Source organism: Rhodobacter flavimaris, assembly GCF_021378075.1.
In the GTDB taxonomy this organism is placed as follows: domain Bacteria; phylum Pseudomonadota; class Alphaproteobacteria; order Rhodobacterales; family Rhodobacteraceae; genus Rhodobacter; species Rhodobacter flavimaris.
This window is the reverse complement of sequence record NZ_JAJUOS010000010.1, coordinates 1-17,617: the sequence shown is the minus strand read 5'-3', so window position 1 is coordinate 17,617 and position 17,617 is coordinate 1. Positions and strand designations below refer to the sequence as shown.

The window sequence follows — 17,617 nt, the reverse complement described above, 5'->3', positions numbered from 1 at the left end:
CCATGCCCCGCGCAACCGCCCTTGCCACGATTTCGGCCTATTACGACGCGTTCAACGCAGGCGACACGGCGGGGATGGAAGCCCTGCTGAGCGATGATTTCGAGCATCACGTCAACGAAGGCCAGATCCGCCACGGTATCGAGGCGTTCCGCGCCTTCAACGCCCATATGACGCGCTGCTACCGCGAGCATCTGAGCGATGTCGTGGTTATGGCCAATGACTCGGGTACCCGCGCTGCTGCGGAATTCGTGGTGAACGGCGTCTATCTGGAAAGCGACGATGGTCTGCCCGAGGCCAAGGGGCAGAAATACATCCTGCCTGCTGGCACCTTCTTCACCCTGCGCGACGGGCGCATTCAGCGCGTGACGACCTATTACAACCTCGCCGACTGGATCCGGCAGGTCAGCTGATGGAAGTCCGCGTCCTGACCGGCGCGGCGCTGGACGCCGCGCTTGACGACGTGGCGCGGCTGCGGATCGCGGTCTTTCGGGACTGGCCCTATCTCTATGACGGATCGCTCGACTATGAGCGCGGCTATCTGGAAAGCTACCGCGCCTCGGCGGCGGCGGCGGTGGTCGGCGCGTTTGATGGCGCGCGGCTGGTCGGTGCCGCAACAGGCACGCCGCTGGAAGACCATGCCGAGGATTTCGCCGCCCCCTTCGCGCAGACCGGTCTGGCGCTGAATCAGGTCTTTTACTGCGCCGAGTCGGTCCTGCTGCCGGACTATCGCGGGCAGGGGCTGGGGCACGCGTTTTTCGATGCGCGCGAGGCCCATGCGCGCGGCCTAGGGCGCAGCCATTCGGTGTTCTGCTCGGTGATGCGGTCGCTCGATCACCCGCTACGGCCCGCCGATTACCGCCCGCTCGATGCGTTCTGGCGCAAGCGCGGCTATGCGCCTCTGCCTGGCGTCGTCGCGCGCTTCAAGTGGCGGGATCTGGGCGAGGCTGGCAGCACCGAAAAACCGCTGCAATTCTGGGGACGAGAGCTATGAGGCAAGTGACGATCGCGGCGGCGGCCTATCCGCTCGACTGGCTCGAGGATTGGTCGGCCTATGAGGCCAAGGCGCGCGCCTGGGTCGAACATGCGGTGGGGCAGGGTGCGGTCATCCTGGTGTTCCCCGAATACGCGGCGATGGAACTGGCCTCGCTTGGCGGGCCAGTGGTTGCGGGCGATATCGAGACCGCGCTGCACGAGGTCGCGCGGCACCGCCCGGCCATGGAGCAGATGTTCGCGGGCTTCGCGCAACAATACGAGGTCTATATCCTAGCGCCCTCCGGCCCCGTGATTGAGGGTGACAAACGCCTCAACCGCGCGGCCTTCTTTGGCCCCGCGGGTCGGATCGGGCATCAGGACAAGGTGATGATGACGCGCTTCGAGCGCGAGGTCTGGGACGTCTCGGCCGGGCAGGGCTTGCAACTGTTCGACACTGCGCTTGGCAAGATCGGCGTCGTGATCTGCTATGACAGCGAATTCCCGCTGCTTGCACGCGCGCTGTGTGAAGCGGGCGCCGAGACCCTTCTGGTGCCGTCTTGCACCGACGCCGTCGCGGGCTGGTCGCGGGTACGCGTGGGGTCCATGGCGCGGGCGCTCGAAAACCAGTGCGTCGTGGTGCAGGCGCCCACGGTTGGTGATGCCCATTGGTGCCCCGCCATCGATGAAAACCGGGGCGCCGCCGCGATCTTCGGCCCGCCCGACGCCGGCTGGCCCGAGACCGGCGTGATCGCGCAGGGCGAGCTTGATACACCCGGCTGGGTGATCGGTTGCGTTGATCTCGATCTGGTCGCGCAAAGCCGCGCCGATGGCCGCGTTTTGCCTTTCGCGCATTGGCCCGAGCAGCTTTCGCAGGTCAAAGACGTCACGATTACCCGCGAAACCCCCGCCGAAACTTGACATTGGCCTTGAATTTTGCCGCTACCGGGCGCATGTATCGCGCGCCCGCGAAATCGCGTGGGTAATCTTATCAGGAGTGACCATGGCCAAGGAAGAAATGCTCGAATTCCCCGGCGTCGTGAAGGAACTCCTGCCGAATGCGACGTTCAGGGTCGAGCTGGAAAACGGCCATGAGATCATCGCGCATATGGCAGGAAAGATGCGTAAGAACCGCATCCGCGTTCTGGCCGGCGACAAGGTTCAGGTGGAAATGAACACCTACGACCTCTCGAAGGGTCGTATCAACTACCGCTTCAAGTGAAGCTTGTTCTCGGATCGGCGAGCCCGCGCAGGCTCGAACTTCTGGGGCAGCTTGGTCTGTCCCCCGATGCGGTGCGCCCCGCCGATATCGACGAAACCCCGCTGAAGGCCGAGCGCGCGCGCGATTACGTGGCGCGCATGGCGCGGGAAAAGGCCGCTGCGGTCGAGTGCGGCGCGGACGAGGTTGTCCTGTGCGCCGATACGACGGTGACCTGCGGGCGGCGTATTCTTGGAAAACCGGAAGACGAGAAAGAGGCGGCCGAGTTCCTGTGGCTTCTGTCCGGGCGGCGCCACCACGTGCTGACCGCCGTCGCGGTGCGCACGGCAACCGGCATGCATGAGCGTCTTGTAGATACGGTCGTGCGGTTTCGCCCGCTGTCGAACGAGGACGTGAACGGCTATCTCGTCTCGGGCGAGTGGCGCGGCAAGGCGGGCGGCTATGCCATCCAAGGTTTGGCCGGGGCGTTCATTCCGTGGATTCAGGGCTCGTTCACTGGCGTGGTCGGGCTGCCGCTGGCCGAAGCCGCGGTTCTGTTGCGGGCAGCCGGGATCGCTGCCAAGGGGGCATGATGAAGGGACGCGTCGTCGTTCTGGGTCAGTTGCGCGGGCTTGAGGCCGCAGCGCTCATGGTTGACGGACAGCTTGAGGATCTGCTGGTCGATAGCTCGGACGCCGTGGCGCTGGTGCCGGGCGCGATCTGTCGTGGTCTGATCGAGCGCCAGATGAAGGGCCAGGGCGGCGTTTTCGTGCGCCTTCCGGGTGGCGAGAAGGGGTTTTTGCGCGATGCCAAGGGCTTGGCGCCGGGCCAGACCGTGATTTGCCAGGTGACCGGCGGGACCGAGGCGGGCAAGGCCCTGCCGGTGTCGCTGCGTCTGCTGTTCAAGTCGCGCTACGCCATCGTCACGCCGGGCGCGCCAGGGCTGAATGTCTCGCGCCGCATCCGCGACGAGGACCTGCGCGAGGATCTGGGCGCGCTGGCGAAGGTGGTCATGGAAGGGTCCGAGATGGGGCTGATCCTGCGCTCGGCCTGTGAAGGCGCCGAGGATGGCGAGATCGTCGAGGACATCGCTGCGATGCGCGAGCTGGCCGAGGCCGTGACCGCCGATACCGAGGGTGAGCCCGAGCTGCTGGTCGATGCCCCCGCTCCGCATGAAGAGGCGTGGCGCGAATGGGCCGAGCCCGCGCCCGATGAGATCGTCGAGGGCTTCGAGGAACATGGCGTGCTGGAGGCGATCGACGCGGTTCTCCGCCCGCGCGTCGCCCTGACCGGCGGCGGCCACATGATGATCGAGCCGACCCGTGCGCTGATCGCAGTCGATGTGAATACGGGCGCGGATACCTCGCCCGCCGCAAGCCTCAAGGCCAATATCGCGGCCGCGCGCGACCTGCCGCGTCAGCTGCGCCTGCGGGGGCTGGGCGGGCAGGTGACGGTCGATTTCGCGCCGATGCCCAAGAAGGATCGTGCCACGCTGGAGCAGCAGTTGCGCGTGGCCTTCAAGGGCGAAGCCGCCGAAACCAGCCTTGCCGGGTGGACGCCACTGGGAAATTTCGAGCTTCAGCGCAAACGCGACCGGGTAGCCCTGACGCAGCTTTTGGAGCCCGCGAAATGAGCTGCCCGATCTGCGGCAAACCTGCGGACGACAAGTATCGCCCCTTCTGTTCGAAGCGCTGCGCCGATGTCGATCTGGCGCGCTGGCTGAACGGTTCCTACGTGATTCCCGGCGATCTGGCCGAGGAAGAGGAACGCCCGCAAGACGGCGCTCCGGGCGGCCCGGAAGGCGCGCTGCACTGATCATATTCGTGCCTATTGCCTTGATTGCGCAGCGATTTTCCTGTGTGTGTTGTGGTTCTGGTATTCGCGGCGCAAGTATCCGCAAAAAAACCGAAAAACCCTCTGGACAGCCCCCGCGCCAGCGTCTAGTAACCCTCCACCAACGCCGGATCGGCCTAGCCGATGGCCCGGTGCCCGGATAGCTCAGTTGGTAGAGCAGCGGATTGAAAATCCGCGTGTCGGTGGTTCGAATCCGCCTCCGGGCACCATTTTTCTTCCTGAAGATAGGTGTCATACCAGTTTAGTCTGGTAGATATTTCCGATCGCTCGAACTTTGGCCGCTGAATGTGATGGCTCGTTCTTGGCGCGCAGCCCTACGATTAACTCGAATCTCGTCGCGGCAACCTTCGCAATGAAAAACCACCGAGGGGAGCCCCGGTGGTTTCATGCTGTGTCACTGGTCAGCAAGATCGCCGATCAGCCGCACTTGGAATGGCCGCAGTCGGCGCAGGTCATGCAGCCTTCGACCTTGCGCATCGCGTAGGAGCCGCAGCTGGGGCAGGCGGCGCCGCGCGGGGCCTCGCCCACCACCATCGCCTCGGCCTTGGGGTCCGCTTTGAGACCCATGCCCTCGCCTTCGATGAATCCGATCGAGATCAGGTGGCGCTCGATCACGCCGCCGATGGCGGCGAGGATCGAGGGGATGTACTGCCCCTGGATCCAGGCGCCGCCGCGCGGATCGAACACGGCCTTCAGCTCTTCGACCACGAAGCTCACATCACCACCACGGCGGAACACGGCCGAGACCATGCGGGTCAGCGCCACGGTCCAGGCGTAGTGCTCCATGTTCTTGGAGTTGATGAACACTTCGAACGGGCGGCGGTGGCCAGCTTGGATGATGTCGTTGACGGTGATGTAGATCGCGTGCTCGGACCCCGGCCACTTGAGCTTGTAGGTGGCCCCCTCAAGCGCTGCGGGGCGGTCGAGCGGCTCGGTCAGGTAGACGACCTCGGCGCCCTTGTCGGCCTCGGGTGCCTTCTCCGAGCTTTCCGACACGCTCAGCACCGAGCCGGTGACATCGTTCGGGCGGTAGGTGGTGCAGCCCTTGCAGCCCTGATCCCAGGCCGCCATGTAGACGTCCTTGAAGGCGTCGAACGAGATATCCTCGGGGCAGTTGATCGTCTTCGAGATCGACGAGTCGATCCATTTCTGCGCGGCGGCCTGCATCTTGACATGGGCCAGCGGAGCCAGCGTCTGCGCGTTCACGAAATACTCGGGCAGCGGCTTGTCGCCGAACTTGTCGCGCCACATCTGCACGGCGTAATCGACCACCTCTTCCTCGGTGCGCGAGCCGTCCTTTTGCAGAACCTTGCGCTTGTAGGCATAGGCGAAGACCGGTTCGATCCCCGACGACACGTTGCCGGCGTAAAGCGAGATCGTCCCGGTCGGCGCGATCGAGGTGAGCAGCGCGTTACGGATGCCATGCTTGCGGATCGCCGCGCGCACATCGTCATCCATCTGCATCATGTTGCCCGAGGCCAGGTATTTCTCGGCATCGAAGAGCGGGAAGGGGCCCTTTTCCTTGGCCAGATCGACCGAGGCCAGATACGACGCCCGCGCGATCAGCTTCATCCATGCTTCGGTCTGCGCGGCGGCCTCGTCCGAACCATAGCGCAGCCCGAGCATCAGCAGCGCATCGGCCAAGCCGGTGACGCCAAGGCCGATGCGGCGTTTGTTTGCCGCCTCTTCGGCCTGCTGCGGCAGCGGGAAGCGCGAGGCATCCACCACGTTGTCCATCATCCGCACGGCAAGGCGCACGAGGTTGTCGAGCTTGGCCGGGTCCATCTCGGCGTTGGCCTCGAAGGGGTTGGTGACCAGCGTGGCAAGGTTGATCGAGCCGAGCAGGCAGGCGCCATAGGGCGGCAGCGGCTGCTCGCCACAGGGGTTGGTGGCCGCGATCGCCTCGACGTAGTTGAGGTTGTTCATCTGGTTGATGCGGTCGATGAAGATCACGCCCGGTTCGGCGAAATCATAGGTCGCGCGCATGATCTTGTTCCACAGGTCGCGCGCCTTCACCGTGTGATAGACGCGGCCGTCGAAGGTCAGATCCCACGAGCCATCGGCCTTCACGGCCTCCATGAAGGCATCGGTCACTAGAACCGAGAGGTTGAACATCCGCAGCCTGGCCGAATCCTGCTTGGCGGTGATGAACTGCTCGATGTCAGGGTGGTCGCAGCGCATCGTGGCCATCATCGCGCCACGGCGCGAGCCGGCCGACATGATGGTGCGGCACATCGCGTCCCACACGTCCATGAACGAGAGCGGCCCCGAAGCATCCGCTGCCACGCCCTTGACCGCAGCACCGCGCGGACGGATCGTCGAGAAGTCATAGCCGATGCCGCCGCCTTGCTGCATCGTCAGCGCGGCTTCCTTGAGCATGTCAAAGATGCCAGCCATCGAATCCGGGATCGTGCCCATGACGAAGCAGTTGAACAGCGTCACCGCGCGGCCCGTGCCAGCGCCCGCAGTGATCCGCCCGGCGGGCAGGTATTTGAAGTCCTCAAGCGCGCCGTAGAACCGCTCTTCCCAAAGGGCGGGGTCTTTCTCGACCTCGGCCAGGGCGCGGGCGATCCGCCGCCAGGTGTCCTCCACCGTCTGATCCACGGGTGCACCGTCTGCATCTTTCAGGCGGTATTTCATATCCCAGATCTGTTCGGCGATAGGGGCGGCAAAACGGCTCATCCGGAGGTCCTCTGGGTCGGTCATGGCAGGAAAAAGGGCGTTCACCATACGGTGAGCATTTCTGCGGGTCAACGCTTTGACGACACCTCGATGCCCTCTATATTGGGACAGGTTGGGGGTTCGCATGGCCGATCTTGTACATCTGATCAAACTTTGCGTTGGCGCCGAGAAGGTCGAGGACCTGATCGAGTGGCAGCAAAGCCGCTATGGCGACGGCCCCGCCTGCCATGTCACGCGCATGTGGCCCAAACGCGCCAATGAGATCCTGAGTGGTGGCTCGCTCTACTGGGTTTTCAAGGGTGTAGTTCTTGCCCGTCAGCGCATCATCGGGCTCGACGAACGGCTCGGTGACGACGGTATCACGCGTTGCGCGATCATCCTTGACCGCGAGATTGTCCGAACCGAAGCCTTGCCCCGGCGTCCCTTCCAGGGCTGGCGCTACCTGAAGGCCGAGGATGCGCCGCGCGATCTGGCCAAGGGCCGAGCGCGCGAAGATGTCCTGCCGCGCGAGTTGCAGGCTGCGCTGGCCGAAATCGGCCTACGCTAATCGCTCACAGCCTTTTCAATGTGGCAATAAATATCCCGGGGGAGCCGAGGCAAGGCCTCGGCGGGGGCAGCGCCCCCATTACCCGGCTGACGCGTTGCGGTCAGGCTGGGGGTTTCACACCCCCAGACCCCCGTGGGATATTTCCGCCACGTTGAACGGGATCAGCGCAGGATGGGCGGCTTGTTCGGGTCCATGCCTGGTGCGACGGGTTTGAGCTCCTGAACCTCTTCCTGCGCGGGTTCGGGAAGATGCAGGACAAGCGCCTTTTCAAGCAGGACTTGGGCTGCGGGATCGGCTTCGTCGAGGAAGGTCACGTCCAGCTCGCCTGCATCGAGGCCCGAGAAGGCAAGCGCTTCGGCCATTGCCTTCGCGATCCCGGGCCGTGCAGGCTCGGGCGCGCCGAGGAAGGCCAGCACATGCCCGCGGCGGCCGTCATCATATTGCACGCCCCCCAGAAGTGCGTGCGAGGCAAGGCCAGCGAGTTGCGCGAACTTGGCCTCGAAGGCCGGCAGAAGCAGGCCGAGGATTGCAGGGGGCAGGGCGGGGGCCTCGAAGGAAGCCGGATGCGCGTCGGTCTGCACGGGGGTGTGGGTCAGCGTATCGGTCAGCCACTCGAGCGCCTCGGGGGGCAGCAGCATGGCCGATTCCGCGACGCCAAGGTTGATGCCGAGGCCGATCCCCTCGCCGACAAGGTGTTGCGCAATCACGCGGCCCGGGAGCGCGGCATAGGGCACGGGCTCGCCGGTGAACTCGGCCAGACGTTCCTCGAGGTCGAAGGCCAGCACGAAATCGCCATCCTCGGTCTCGAAGACCTGGGGGGTGATGTCTTCGTCCTCGGGTTCGGATTCGAGCAGCAGGAAGAGCTCGGCATCGGCCAGACGGTCATAGACGGCAAGGCGCAGAGCCTCGTTCTCGGGGTCGGCTTCCATGGCGGCATGGGCGCGATCATAGGGTGTCATAGGGCCTCCTTCACCCGGTCGCGCAGGGCCGGGACAAGCTCGGCCTCGAACCAGGGATTGCGTTTGAGCCATGCCGTATTGCGCCAGGACGGATGAGGCAAGGGAAAGACGCGCGGCGCGTGGTTTTGCCAGTCCGCGACGGTCTGGGTGACATTGCGCGCGCCCAGGTGCCAGCGTTGTGCCGCTCCGCCGACCAGAAGCGTCAGCGCGGGGGTGCCAAGCTGGGCGATGATCTGCTCGCGCCAGGTCCGGGCGCAGCGTGGCGGTGGCGGCAGGTCGGCGCCTTTCGCGTCATAGCCGGGAAAGCAGAAGGCCATCGGCACGATGGCGATACGGTCGAGATCGTAAAACGTCGCCGCATCCACGCCCATCCAGTCGCGCAGCCGGTCGCCCGAGGGATCGGTGAAGGGCCGCCCCGAGGCATGGACCCGCGCGCCGGGGGCTTGCCCCGCGATCAGGATGCGCGCGCCGGGGCGAAACCACACGACCGGGCGCGGCATATGCGCGGTGGCTGTTGCCGCGAAATCTGTGGCACAGAGGCGGCAGGCGCGGATGTCTTCCGTAAGGCTCAGGTTGACCTCTTCGTTTCGTGAGGCAAAACAGGATCGTCCGATGTATATAGCTTTCGCCAGCCGACATGGCGACGCCGGTCGTGTCAGGTGGTGAATTAGTTAAAGGCCTTGCGCTATGACCGTGCAGAGTGGCCGATGGCGGCACGAGACTGGAAGCGATGATCGAGTTCGACAGCGTCAGCAAGTCCTTCTGGACGGGCAAACAGCGCAAGGTGATCCTTGATCGCGCCAGCTTTCGCGTGGAGCTGGGCAACAGCCTTGGCATCCTTGCCCCCAACGGGACTGGCAAGACGACGATCATCAACATGATGGCGGGGCTGGAAAAGCCCGACGAGGGCACGATCCGCAAGACCTGCCGGGTCTCGTTCCCGCTGGGGTTCATGGGGGGCGTGAACGCCAAGCATTCCGCGCGCGAGAACGCGCGGTTCATCGCGCGGCTCTATGGCCTTGATCCCGATTACGTCGAGGCCTTCTGTCGCTGGGTCTGCGGGCTTGAGGAATATTTCGACCGGCCGATGAACACCTACAGCGCGGGGATGCGCTCGCGCTTTACCTTCGCGCTGCTTCTGGCGCTTGAGTTCGACATTTACCTTATCGACGAGGGGATGCCCGGCACCACCGATGTCGAGTTCAATCGCAAGGCGGGCTCGATCCTGAAGGACCGGCTGAAAGAGGCGACGGTGATCATCGTCTCGCACCAGCCTGCGACGCTTGAGAAATTCTGCCGCTCGGCGGCGGTGCTGCGCGACGGGCAGCTTTACATGTTCGATACCCTGGAAGAAGCGAAGCGGATGTATGACTACCAATCCTAAGGCCGAGAAATACCGCATTCGCCGCAAACCACAGCCGCAGGCCGAGGCGGCCCCGCCGCCAGGGCTGCAACCCGGTGCCGACCCGGCCAAACTGTTCGAGCCGCAGGATGACGGTTTTGGTGACATGGGTGTTGCCCCGGCCAAACCCGTCGCTGCGGCGCCCTCCGATATCTCGCCCGCCGATGAGATCGCCGCCATCGAGGCCGAGGGGCTGACCGGGCGCCAGCTACGCCTTGCGCGCCGCACGGCGCAAAAGCACGGTGTCGCGGCGGGCTCGGATTTCGATGCGGTGCGCCAGTTGCGCCGCCGTGGCATCGACCCGTTCGATCGCTCGGGCCTGATGGAGCGGATGTTGCCCGGCAAGCCTGCCGAGGCCAAGGGGGATGACGTGCCTTCGGGCGGCGGGCGGAGCCTGGCGAAAATGGTTCTGGGCCGCATGTCGGTGCCAAGCGTGGCGCCAAAACCGCCGCCGCCCCCCTCGAACGAGGTTCTGGGCGAGGCGCAGCGCGCCCGTGCGATCATGCGGCTTCAGCGCGATATCGCCCGCCGCCGTCAGCGCCGTCTTGTGCTGCTGGCGGTCCGGCTGGCCTTCTTCGTGCTGCTGCCGACCCTGCTGGCGGGCTGGTATTACTTCCGTGTCGCGACCCCGCTCTATGCCACGAAAAGCGCCTTCATCATCCAGAAGGCCGATGGGGTTGCGGGTGGATCGGGCTTTGGCGGGCTGTTGTCGGGGATGTCGATCGGCTCCAGCCAGGACTCGGTGACGGTGCAGGCCTATCTGCAATCGCGCGACGCGATGTTGCGGCTTGATGAAGAGTTCGGCTTCAAGCAGCATTTCTCGCAGCCTTCGATCGATGCGCTGCAACGACTTGACCCTGATGCGACGAATGAACAGGCCTACAAGGCCTACAAGCGCAACGTGAAGATCGGCTACGACCCGACCGAGGGGATCGTGAACCTCGAGGTCATCGCCGCCGATCCCGAAGTGTCGCGGCAGTTCTCGGAGGCGCTGATTTCCTTCGCCGAAGAGCAGGTGGACGCGCTGACCTCGCGCCTGCGCGACGACCAGATGAAGGGCGCGCTGGACGGCTATGCCGATGCCGAGGCCAAGGTTCTGGCCGCGCAGGAAAAGGTGCTGACCCTGCAGGAGCGGGTCGGCATTCTGGACCCGGTCTCCGAGGCCGGTCGTGTCATGGGGCAGGTGGCGACCTTCGAGGGGCAGTTGCAGGCCAAGCGGCTGGAACTGGATCAGCTACAGGACAACCCCAGCCCGAACCAGGCCCGCGTCGAGGGTGTGAAAGGCGATATAGACCGGCTTGAGCGGCGAATCATCGAGTTGCGCGCCCAGTTGACCGAAACCACCGGAGGGGTCGAGTCGCTTGCCGTTGTGACCGGGCAGCTGCGCATCGCCGAGGCCGAGTTGCAGACGCGCCAGCTCATGCTCTCGACGGCTGCGCAGCAGATGGAAAGCGCACGGACCGCGGCCAACAAGCAGGTGCGCTACCTCGAGATGGGCGTGCGCCCCGTCGCGCCCGATGAACCCACCTATCCGCGCGCCTTCGAGAATACGCTCGTGGCCTTCCTGATCTTCTCGGGCATCTACCTGATGCTGTCGCTGACGGTGGCCGTGCTGCGCGAGCAGGTGTCGAGCTGATGCGCCGGGCGGTCAGACAACCTGTCCGGCCGCCCAACCCGACGACCAGGCCCACTGGAAGTTGTAGCCGCCAAGCCAGCCGGTCACGTCCACGACCTCGCCAATGAAGTAGAGCCCCGGCACCGCGCGGGCCTCCATGGTCTTCGCGTCCAGATCGGCGGTGGAAACCCCGCCCAGGGTGACCTCGGCGGTGCGGTAGCCTTCCGAACCGACGGGCCGCACCTCCCATTTGTGCAGTTGGTCGGCAAGACGTTCGAGCGCGCGGTTGTTCTGATCCGCGAGCCGCCCGGACAGGCCCGTTTCGGCAACGGCATAGGCCGCAAGCTTTTCCGGGATCAGCCGCGCCAGCGCGTTGTGCAGCGCCACGCGACCTGCGGTGGAGCGTATCTCCGCCAGTTCCTGCGCAAGGTTGCGACCCGGGAACAGATCGAGGTTCAGCATATCGCCTTCACGCCAGTAGCTGGAGATTTGCAGGATCGCGGGGCCGGAGAGGCCGCGATGGGTGAAAAGCAGATCCTCGTCAAAGCTGGTGCGCCCGTGGCGGACGCGGGCGGGCAGGGCGATGCCGGCCATGGGCGCGGTGCGCGCGAGGTCCTGCTCGGCGAAGGTGAGCGGCACAAGGGCCGGGCGCGTCTCGGTCAGGCGCAGGCCGAAGCTTTCCGCAATGCGGTAGCCGATGCCCGTGGCCCCCATCTTCGGGATGGATTTGCCGCCCGTTGCCACCACGACATGCGGCGCCCGCACATGGCCGAGCGAGGTCGCAACCTCGAAGCCATCGCCCTCGCGCCGAACGGCTTCGACGGCGCAATCCAGGCGCAGTTCGCCCGCTCCGGCGCCAAGGTCGGACAGCAACATCCGGATAACCTGCGTGGCCTTGCCGTCGCAAAACAGCTGGCCGCGGTGCTTTTCGTGCCAGGCGATTCCGGCGCGGTCGATCCGGGCGATGAAATCGGCAGCGGTGAAGCGGCTCAGCGCGGACAGCGCAAAGCGTTGATTCTCGGACAGGAAGCGTTCGGGCGCGCTCTGGCGGGTCAGCTCGCGGTTGGTGAAGTTGCACCGCCCGCCGCCCGAGATCCGAATCTTTTCGCCCGGATTGGCCGCATGATCGAGCACCAGAACCCGCCGGCCACGCCGCACCGCCTCGCCTGCGCAGAACAAACCCGCAGCGCCCGCGCCCAATATGATGACATCCCAGTTTTCCATGTCCTGCCCATATCTCTGCACGGTTCCCCGCTGCAATCGGATTTGTCGATTTTTCCTCTTGCGGCCTCCGACGGCCTTGGCTAAACACCGCCCCACGTTGGGGCGTAGCCAAGTGGTAAGGCACCGGTTTTTGGTACCGCGCACCGTAGGTTCGAATCCTACCGCCCCAGCCATCGCCTCCCTTCTCATTCTCGCTGGTCGTCTCCTCGGCGCGATTTCGAAGCCGTTCTGGCAGCATTTGTTGCTGTAGCCGCCGAACGCGCGACCGTCGGAAAAGCAAGTGCCCCAACTGGTGCCCCAGATCGGAGCCAACGGTGCAACCACTCGCGGTCAAGCAGGGCAGGTGGCCGGAGGCGCCAAGTCAAATCGCATCGTAATTGCCCCCCTTTGCCAAACATTGTGCACACGCGATGATGGACGCGGTAGGTCCCCTAACCTTCAGCATTCTATGAACCGATGGGCATCTGTGTTATTGATAAGGACGCGCGCGAATTACTCTTTGGGGAGGAGTCAAATGCGCACATATTTCGAAACCATGAAGACAGCATTAACTGCACTCGCAGTTCTTTCGGCACCGGCTCTTGCAGAGACCGCGGGCGAGCAAGAGTACTTGGTCGCTTGCGCGGGTTGCCACGGAGAAAGTGCGATGGGCGACGGGCCCTTCGCGGGTCTGCTGAACATCTCCACGCCAAGCCTCTTAGAACTTTCTCAAGCAAATGGCGGGAGTTTTCCGTTCGATGCGATCTTGGCCACGATCGACGGCCGGGACGGTGTCCGGGCACATGGAAGTGCGATGCCGATTTGGGGAGAGCGCTTCAAGTCCTCTGCGACGAGCGAGCGCGGGGAAACGGCGGACATGGTGGCGCGAGGGCGGATACTGTCGCTAGTCTACTATCTCCAATCAATCCAGAAGTAGCCCGGGGGTATCCGGCCCGTGCAGGATACCAAAAGATGCATGCGCCTGTAGCTCGCCTGCGCCGACAGCGGGGCCATAAACTGGAATGTGCCGATGCCCTCGGCGACGTGAACTGGGGTGAGATCTACTCGGTTTGCTCCGATGAGATCCGCTTGCAGGGCAGCTTCATCTTGGGTGCGCGCACTCAAAGCTGCACCGACACCGTCTCGCTCGGGAACCTCAATAATCTATTCTGCTTAGAGGCAGGCCCCGTCCCCAATTGAGACCTCAACGTTGGGGCGACGCGAGTGCCGGCTGGCTGCCCCATAGCATCGAGAAAGGTTGGATCTGCTCGTACATGCTCTTCGGGGCAGTCGCGGTTTGGTTGGTCTGCAGCGCCACAATGCAATCTATGAGTTGCGTGAGGCCCGGGTGAACAAAATCCAGGTCGAGAAGGGTCAGTAGCCCAGGTTCAGGGAAAATCCTGGTAGCCCCCCTACACGATGAGAAAAGCAAAGTGTCCCCCCGACGGCCGTCGGCGCGCCGTATCGGGATTGTTCTGGCTTTTTGGCGTTTGAGCGTGATTAGCCCTTTTGCCCCTGCGAGGCGCATTCGCGGTTCTGTTCCCGCCGGTTGAGCGGGGTTGGCCTGCGGGCTCTTCTCAACAAGGCATGAACCTGTCCGAGTTTCCGATTTTGCGCGAAGCGCCATCGGGATCGGTTGTGGGTGGATCTTATGGGCGGACGAGTGGGGAGCGACGATTTTTCCAGGCTGGCGCCGAGGTCGCAGGGCGGTGCGGATGGCGGGCGATGGCCGAGTTCGCGCGCGGCGACGGGGGCTTTGAATACGAAAATGGTTCAAATGCGGCATGCAATGTCGTAAACAGGCATTTGTTGTTCGGTCATCTGACGGTCGAACGGATGTCGTCCTTTAAGATCGGCGGACACGCTCACTGAAGCTGGCGGTTGAACGCGACCACGCGCGGACGGCCGTGCCGGAGAACGGAGGAGACAACGTGTTTAAGAAGATCATGGTTCCGGTCGACTTGCGTCACGTCGAACGGATTCGACATGCGCTTGACGTCGCGGCGGACCTGGCAAATCACTACGGCGTTGAAGTTTGCTATGTAGCGGTAACCAGCCCGGAACCAAGCGAACTTGGCCACACACCAAGCGAAGTAGAACAGCGCCTGAAAGCGTTCGGGGCGGATATGGCTCGTCTCAGCGGTCACAAGACCACCACGCATCTGATCGTCAGCAACGATCCCGCGATTGATCTCGACAAGAAGCTGCTCGCGGCTATCGACGATGCTCAGGCGGACCTCGTGGTGATGGCCAGTCACATCCCAAATGTCACGGATTACATCTGGGCTTCGCATGGCGGAACGATCGCCAAGCGCGCCGACGCCTCGGTGATGCTGGTTCGTGGGTAACGGACGACAAGAGTTCTAGAAAACATCAGTTACGCGAAAGGAGGCTGCCTAATGACGGATGCCGACAAGACGCAAGGAATACCGCTGCCCGAAGGCGAGGCAGATATCATCGACACCGATTACACGATTGGTCAGGACAATGTGGAAGGCAGTCTTGGTCCGATCGGATTTGATATCCATAATCCGGTCTTCATGGTTTCGGCCCTGACGATCATGGCCTTCGTGTTTTATGCGCTCGCGTTGCCCGAGCAGGCCAGTGCGTTCTTCGGCTGGCTTCGACCTTGGCTGACCTCGACGTTCGACTGGTTCTTCCTTGGCGCGGCGAACATCTTTGTCATCTTTTGTCTGTTCTTGATCGTGAGCCCATGGGGTTCGGTGCGTCTCGGCGGAAAGGATGCGACACCCGACTACACATATCTAGGCTGGTTCTCGATGCTGTTCGCTGCCGGGATGGGCATCGGGCTGATGTTCTTCGGTGTCCTAGAGCCGGTCTACCACATGGCGATCTCAGAGCCGCTCGGTGTGCCGTCGCCCATCGCGGAAGATGGTTCGATCATCGCCGCCAACGTGGACGCGGCCAAACGGATGGGGCTTGCCGCCACGATCTACCACTGGGCGCTGCATCCCTGGGCAATCTACGCGGTTGTCGCCCTTTCGCTGGCGCTTTTCTCTTTCAACAAGGGGCTGCCGCTGACGATCCGTTCGGCATTCTACCCGATCTTCGGCGAAAAGATCTGGGGTTGGGTCGGCCACATCATTGATATTCTTGCCGTGTTTGCGACGCTGTTCGGCTTGGCCACGTCGCTCGGCTTCGGTGCTCAGCAGGCCAATGCGGGGCTTGAGCATGTGTTCGGGATACCGTCCAACACCAGCGTGCAAGTCATCCTGATCACCGTGATTACCGCCGTTGCCCTCTTCTCGGTCCTGCGCGGCCTGGACGGCGGCGTGAAGCTGCTATCCGAGATCAATATGGGCATTGCCGCGCTGCTTTTGCTCTTCGTCCTTCTGGCCGGGCCGACTGCGGTGATCATGTCCGATTTCGGCAGTGGCTTGCTTGCCTATGCCGTGGAAATCATCCCGCTTTCCAACCCGATCGGGCGAGACGATACGGGATACATGCAGGGCTGGACGGCCTTCTACTGGGCGTGGTGGATCAGTTGGTCACCGTTCGTGGGGATGTTCATCGCCCGCGTGAGCCGTGGCCGCTCGGTGCGGGAGTTCATCACCTGCGTGCTCATCATTCCATCGATCGTCTGTGTCCTCTGGATGGCGGTCTTCGGTGGCGTGGCAATCGACCAGGTCATTACTGACCCAGGCGCGAGTGCCGTGAAAGCGCAGGTCATTGACAGCTATAACCCGCCGCTGTCGCTCTTTGCGATGCTCGAGGGGCTGCCGCTGGCCTCCATCACTTCGGTGATCGGGATCGTCCTGGTGATCGTGTTCTTCGTCACCTCGTCGGATTCCGGTTCTCTCGTGATCGACACGATCACGGCGGGCGGCAAGGTCGACGCACCGGTGCCTCAGCGTGTCTTCTGGTGTACGTTCGAAGGTGCGGTCGCGATTGTGCTTCTGGTCGGCGGCGGCCTCAGTGCATTGCAGGCTATGGTGATCTCGACGGGCCTGCCATTCACCCTGGTGCTGCTGCTCATGTGCTGGGCGGTGTTTCGCGGCCTACAGACCGAGGCGCGATAAACGGGCTTTGGTTCCAGAGGTATAATCGGCCGCCGTACCGGCATCAGTTCGGTGCGGCGGCGACGAGCCTCACCTTCGCGCCCTGTTCAGGGAGCGAAACATCCCGTTGCGCCAGATGTATTCCGCATAGGCGACACAGGTCGGGTCGTTTCGGTGATGCGCGTCCAATAGGGGCGGAAATATTGGCCCGGACGGAGCGCTTCGCCGTTCAATCAGAAAGTCGTTCGCCCATGATGTGGAAGACCGTGCCTCAGCGGGTCTTTGATCCTTCGGCCCGATCGGACGACTATTAAGTGCAAGGCAGGCCAGATAGATTGGCTCTACCCATGCTTGGATGTCGGGACAGTGGTTGACACGTCCTCGCCAATCCCTCCTGTAATCAATGGGTTGCGGGGGGCGGGTGATCAAAATCCAGGTCGTGAAGGGCCAGTAGCCCTAGGCTTAGAGCCAATCGTAGTCGACACTGTTCGCCGCGAGGGTGTTCGCTCAGATCGCAACGCTTTAGGCCATCCCTCTTGCCGCAGTAACCGCGACCAATGAAAATAATTAGAGCCGAGCTACGAACTTCTGGCAGTCCTTGGATACGGTTCGAGCGTCGCCACCTAGGCTCAGGACCCATTAATCGGCTTGCGCCGCCGATGGCGGCGTGACTCACGCTCTCCAACTATGGGGGCATGATGAGCAATCTTTTCTGGCTGACTGACGCGCAAATGGCGCGCCTCCAGACATACTTTCCGAAGAGCCATGGCCGGCCTCGTGTCGATGATCGGCGCGTTCTGAGCGGAATAATCTTCATCAATCGCAATGGGTTGCGCTGGTGTGATGCGCCGAAAGAATATGGCCCTGCCAAGACACTCTACAACCGCTGAGTGCGCTGGAGCGAGATGGGCGTGTTCGCGCGGATCTTCGAGGGGCTGACAGCCGAAGCGGCGGAACCGGCAACGATCATGATCGACACGACCTATCTCAAAGCCCACCGCACGGCCTCGAGCCTGCGGGCGAAAAAGGGGGATGCGGGCGGCTGATAGGTCGAACCAAGGGCGGAATGAACACCAAGCTGCACGCGGTGACCGACACACTTGGTCGTCCGATCAGGTTCTTCATGTCTGCGGGCCAGGTCAGTGACTACACCGGCGCGGCGGCCCTTC

Annotated in this window: 18 protein-coding genes, 2 tRNA genes and 1 pseudogene; 17 read left to right on the top strand and 4 right to left on the bottom strand. The window is 63.4% G+C overall.

All coding sequences use genetic code 11. The features are described 5' to 3' along the window. Nucleotides 1–2 precede the first annotated feature (2 nt). The 8 genes from LZA78_RS12845 to LZA78_RS12810 all read left to right on the top strand — a co-directional run bounded on the left by LZA78_RS12845 (nt 3) and on the right by LZA78_RS12810 (nt 4,230). Nucleotides 3–410, top strand: coding sequence for a ketosteroid isomerase-related protein (locus LZA78_RS12845; RefSeq protein WP_233677338.1), 408 nt, complete (start codon nt 3–5; stop codon nt 408–410). Then, a complete protein-coding gene (locus tag LZA78_RS12840) occupies nt 410–991 on the top strand; it encodes a GNAT family N-acetyltransferase (RefSeq protein ID WP_233677337.1) in 582 nt (193 codons plus the stop codon). The genes LZA78_RS12845 and LZA78_RS12840 overlap by 1 nt, the downstream gene beginning before the upstream one ends. Before the next feature lie 5 nt (nt 992–996). Further along, nucleotides 997–1,890 (top strand): carbon-nitrogen hydrolase family protein, encoded by an 894-nt coding sequence (locus LZA78_RS12835; RefSeq protein WP_233677484.1) that lies wholly within the window; start codon nt 997–999, stop codon nt 1,888–1,890. A gap of 82 nt (nt 1,891–1,972) precedes the next feature. Beyond that, complete coding sequence (gene infA / locus LZA78_RS12830) at nt 1,973–2,191, top strand: translation initiation factor IF-1 (RefSeq protein WP_036636451.1); 219 nt, start codon at nt 1,973–1,975, stop codon at nt 2,189–2,191. Continuing rightward, nucleotides 2,188–2,760: a Maf family protein gene (locus LZA78_RS12825; protein ID WP_233677336.1), complete on the top strand. Its 573-nt coding sequence runs from the start codon at nt 2,188–2,190 to the stop codon at nt 2,758–2,760. The genes infA and LZA78_RS12825 overlap by 4 nt, the downstream gene beginning before the upstream one ends. Beyond that, nucleotides 2,760–3,800, top strand: a complete 1,041-nt coding sequence (locus LZA78_RS12820; protein ID WP_233677335.1) for a ribonuclease E/G — start codon at nt 2,760–2,762, stop codon at nt 3,798–3,800. The genes LZA78_RS12825 and LZA78_RS12820 overlap by 1 nt, the downstream gene beginning before the upstream one ends. Beyond that, a complete protein-coding gene (yacG, locus tag LZA78_RS12815) occupies nt 3,797–3,982 on the top strand; it encodes a DNA gyrase inhibitor YacG (protein ID WP_233677334.1) in 186 nt (61 codons plus the stop codon). Before LZA78_RS12820 ends, yacG begins: the two co-directional genes overlap by 4 nt. Nucleotides 3,983–4,154: 172 nt before the next feature. Then, nucleotides 4,155–4,230, top strand: a tRNA-Phe gene (locus LZA78_RS12810). Nucleotides 4,231–4,438: 208 nt separating this feature from the next. Here the strand turns inward: LZA78_RS12810 and LZA78_RS12805 are convergent. Beyond that, entirely contained in the window at nt 4,439–6,703 is a 2,265-nt protein-coding gene (locus tag LZA78_RS12805) for an adenosylcobalamin-dependent ribonucleoside-diphosphate reductase (protein ID WP_233677333.1), read from the bottom strand. A gap of 124 nt (nt 6,704–6,827) precedes the next feature. On the opposite strand from LZA78_RS12805, the gene LZA78_RS12800 reads away from it, so the two are divergent. Further along, the gene (locus LZA78_RS12800; protein ID WP_233677332.1) at nt 6,828–7,250 is read left to right on the top strand and encodes a DUF1489 family protein; all 423 of its coding nucleotides are present in this window, start codon (nt 6,828–6,830) and stop codon (nt 7,248–7,250) included. A gap of 161 nt (nt 7,251–7,411) precedes the next feature. On the opposite strand, the gene LZA78_RS12795 is transcribed toward LZA78_RS12800, so the two are convergent. Further along, nucleotides 7,412–8,209 (bottom strand): SseB family protein, encoded by a 798-nt coding sequence (locus LZA78_RS12795; protein WP_233677331.1) that lies wholly within the window; start codon nt 8,207–8,209, stop codon nt 7,412–7,414. After that, on the bottom strand, nt 8,206–8,781 hold the full coding sequence (locus tag LZA78_RS12790) for a uracil-DNA glycosylase family protein (RefSeq protein ID WP_438811078.1): 576 nt from the start codon (nt 8,779–8,781) through the stop codon (nt 8,206–8,208). Before LZA78_RS12790 ends, LZA78_RS12795 begins: the two co-directional genes overlap by 4 nt. 158 nt (nt 8,782–8,939) lie before the next feature. Here LZA78_RS12790 and LZA78_RS12785 point away from each other — a divergent pair, with 158 nt between their 5' ends. Both LZA78_RS12785 and LZA78_RS12780 read left to right on the top strand, forming a co-directional pair. Then, nucleotides 8,940–9,593 (top strand): ABC transporter ATP-binding protein, encoded by a 654-nt coding sequence (locus LZA78_RS12785; RefSeq protein ID WP_233677329.1) that lies wholly within the window; start codon nt 8,940–8,942, stop codon nt 9,591–9,593. Then, on the top strand, nt 9,577–11,247 hold the full coding sequence (locus LZA78_RS12780) for a KpsE/RkpR family capsule polysaccharide export protein (protein WP_233677328.1): 1,671 nt from the start codon (nt 9,577–9,579) through the stop codon (nt 11,245–11,247). The genes LZA78_RS12785 and LZA78_RS12780 overlap by 17 nt, the downstream gene beginning before the upstream one ends. Nucleotides 11,248–11,259: 12 nt before the next feature. Here the strand turns inward: LZA78_RS12780 and LZA78_RS12775 are convergent, their stop codons facing one another. Beyond that, the gene (locus LZA78_RS12775) at nt 11,260–12,450 is read right to left on the bottom strand and encodes a BaiN/RdsA family NAD(P)/FAD-dependent oxidoreductase (RefSeq protein WP_233677327.1); all 1,191 of its coding nucleotides are present in this window, start codon (nt 12,448–12,450) and stop codon (nt 11,260–11,262) included. Between the two features lie 98 nt (nt 12,451–12,548). Between LZA78_RS12775 and LZA78_RS12770 the strand changes: the two genes are divergently transcribed. The 6 genes and pseudogenes from LZA78_RS12770 to LZA78_RS12745 form a co-directional block, all read left to right on the top strand. Beyond that, nucleotides 12,549–12,623, top strand: a tRNA-Gln gene (locus LZA78_RS12770). Nucleotides 12,624–12,964: 341 nt separating this feature from the next. After that, a complete protein-coding gene (locus LZA78_RS12765; RefSeq protein ID WP_233677326.1) occupies nt 12,965–13,366 on the top strand; it encodes a c-type cytochrome in 402 nt (133 codons plus the stop codon). 788 nt (nt 13,367–14,154) lie between these two features. Continuing rightward, a complete protein-coding gene (locus LZA78_RS12760) occupies nt 14,155–14,301 on the top strand; it encodes a hypothetical protein (protein ID WP_233677325.1) in 147 nt (48 codons plus the stop codon). 59 nt (nt 14,302–14,360) lie between these two features. Continuing rightward, complete coding sequence (locus LZA78_RS12755; RefSeq protein ID WP_233677324.1) at nt 14,361–14,777, top strand: universal stress protein; 417 nt, start codon at nt 14,361–14,363, stop codon at nt 14,775–14,777. 51 nt (nt 14,778–14,828) lie between these two features. Then, nucleotides 14,829–16,469 carry a BCCT family transporter gene (locus LZA78_RS12750; RefSeq protein ID WP_233677323.1) on the top strand — a complete coding sequence of 547 codons (1,641 nt, stop codon included), beginning with the start codon at nt 14,829–14,831 and terminating at the stop codon, nt 16,467–16,469. 677 nt (nt 16,470–17,146) lie between these two features. Then, a pseudogene (locus tag LZA78_RS12745) lies at nt 17,147–17,617 on the top strand (IS5 family transposase); the annotation flags it as partial.

Coding starts and splice junctions, on each gene's coding strand:
- LZA78_RS12845 (WP_233677338.1), top strand. CDS start 3: ATGCCCCGCGCAACCGCCCTTGCCACGATTTCGGCCTATTACGACGCG.
- LZA78_RS12840 (WP_233677337.1), top strand. CDS start 410: ATGGAAGTCCGCGTCCTGACCGGCGCGGCGCTGGACGCCGCGCTTGAC.
- infA (WP_036636451.1), top strand. CDS start 1,973: ATGGCCAAGGAAGAAATGCTCGAATTCCCCGGCGTCGTGAAGGAACTC.
- LZA78_RS12820 (WP_233677335.1), top strand. CDS start 2,760: ATGAAGGGACGCGTCGTCGTTCTGGGTCAGTTGCGCGGGCTTGAGGCC.
- yacG (WP_233677334.1), top strand. CDS start 3,797: ATGAGCTGCCCGATCTGCGGCAAACCTGCGGACGACAAGTATCGCCCC.
- LZA78_RS12805 (WP_233677333.1), bottom strand. CDS start 6,703: ATGAGCCGTTTTGCCGCCCCTATCGCCGAACAGATCTGGGATATGAAA.
- LZA78_RS12800 (WP_233677332.1), top strand. CDS start 6,828: ATGGCCGATCTTGTACATCTGATCAAACTTTGCGTTGGCGCCGAGAAG.
- LZA78_RS12795 (WP_233677331.1), bottom strand. CDS start 8,209: ATGACACCCTATGATCGCGCCCATGCCGCCATGGAAGCCGACCCCGAG.
- LZA78_RS12785 (WP_233677329.1), top strand. CDS start 8,940: ATGATCGAGTTCGACAGCGTCAGCAAGTCCTTCTGGACGGGCAAACAG.
- LZA78_RS12780 (WP_233677328.1), top strand. CDS start 9,577: ATGACTACCAATCCTAAGGCCGAGAAATACCGCATTCGCCGCAAACCA.
- LZA78_RS12775 (WP_233677327.1), bottom strand. CDS start 12,450: ATGGAAAACTGGGATGTCATCATATTGGGCGCGGGCGCTGCGGGTTTG.
- LZA78_RS12765 (WP_233677326.1), top strand. CDS start 12,965: ATGCGCACATATTTCGAAACCATGAAGACAGCATTAACTGCACTCGCA.
- LZA78_RS12760 (WP_233677325.1), top strand. CDS start 14,155: ATGGCCGAGTTCGCGCGCGGCGACGGGGGCTTTGAATACGAAAATGGT.
- LZA78_RS12750 (WP_233677323.1), top strand. CDS start 14,829: ATGACGGATGCCGACAAGACGCAAGGAATACCGCTGCCCGAAGGCGAG.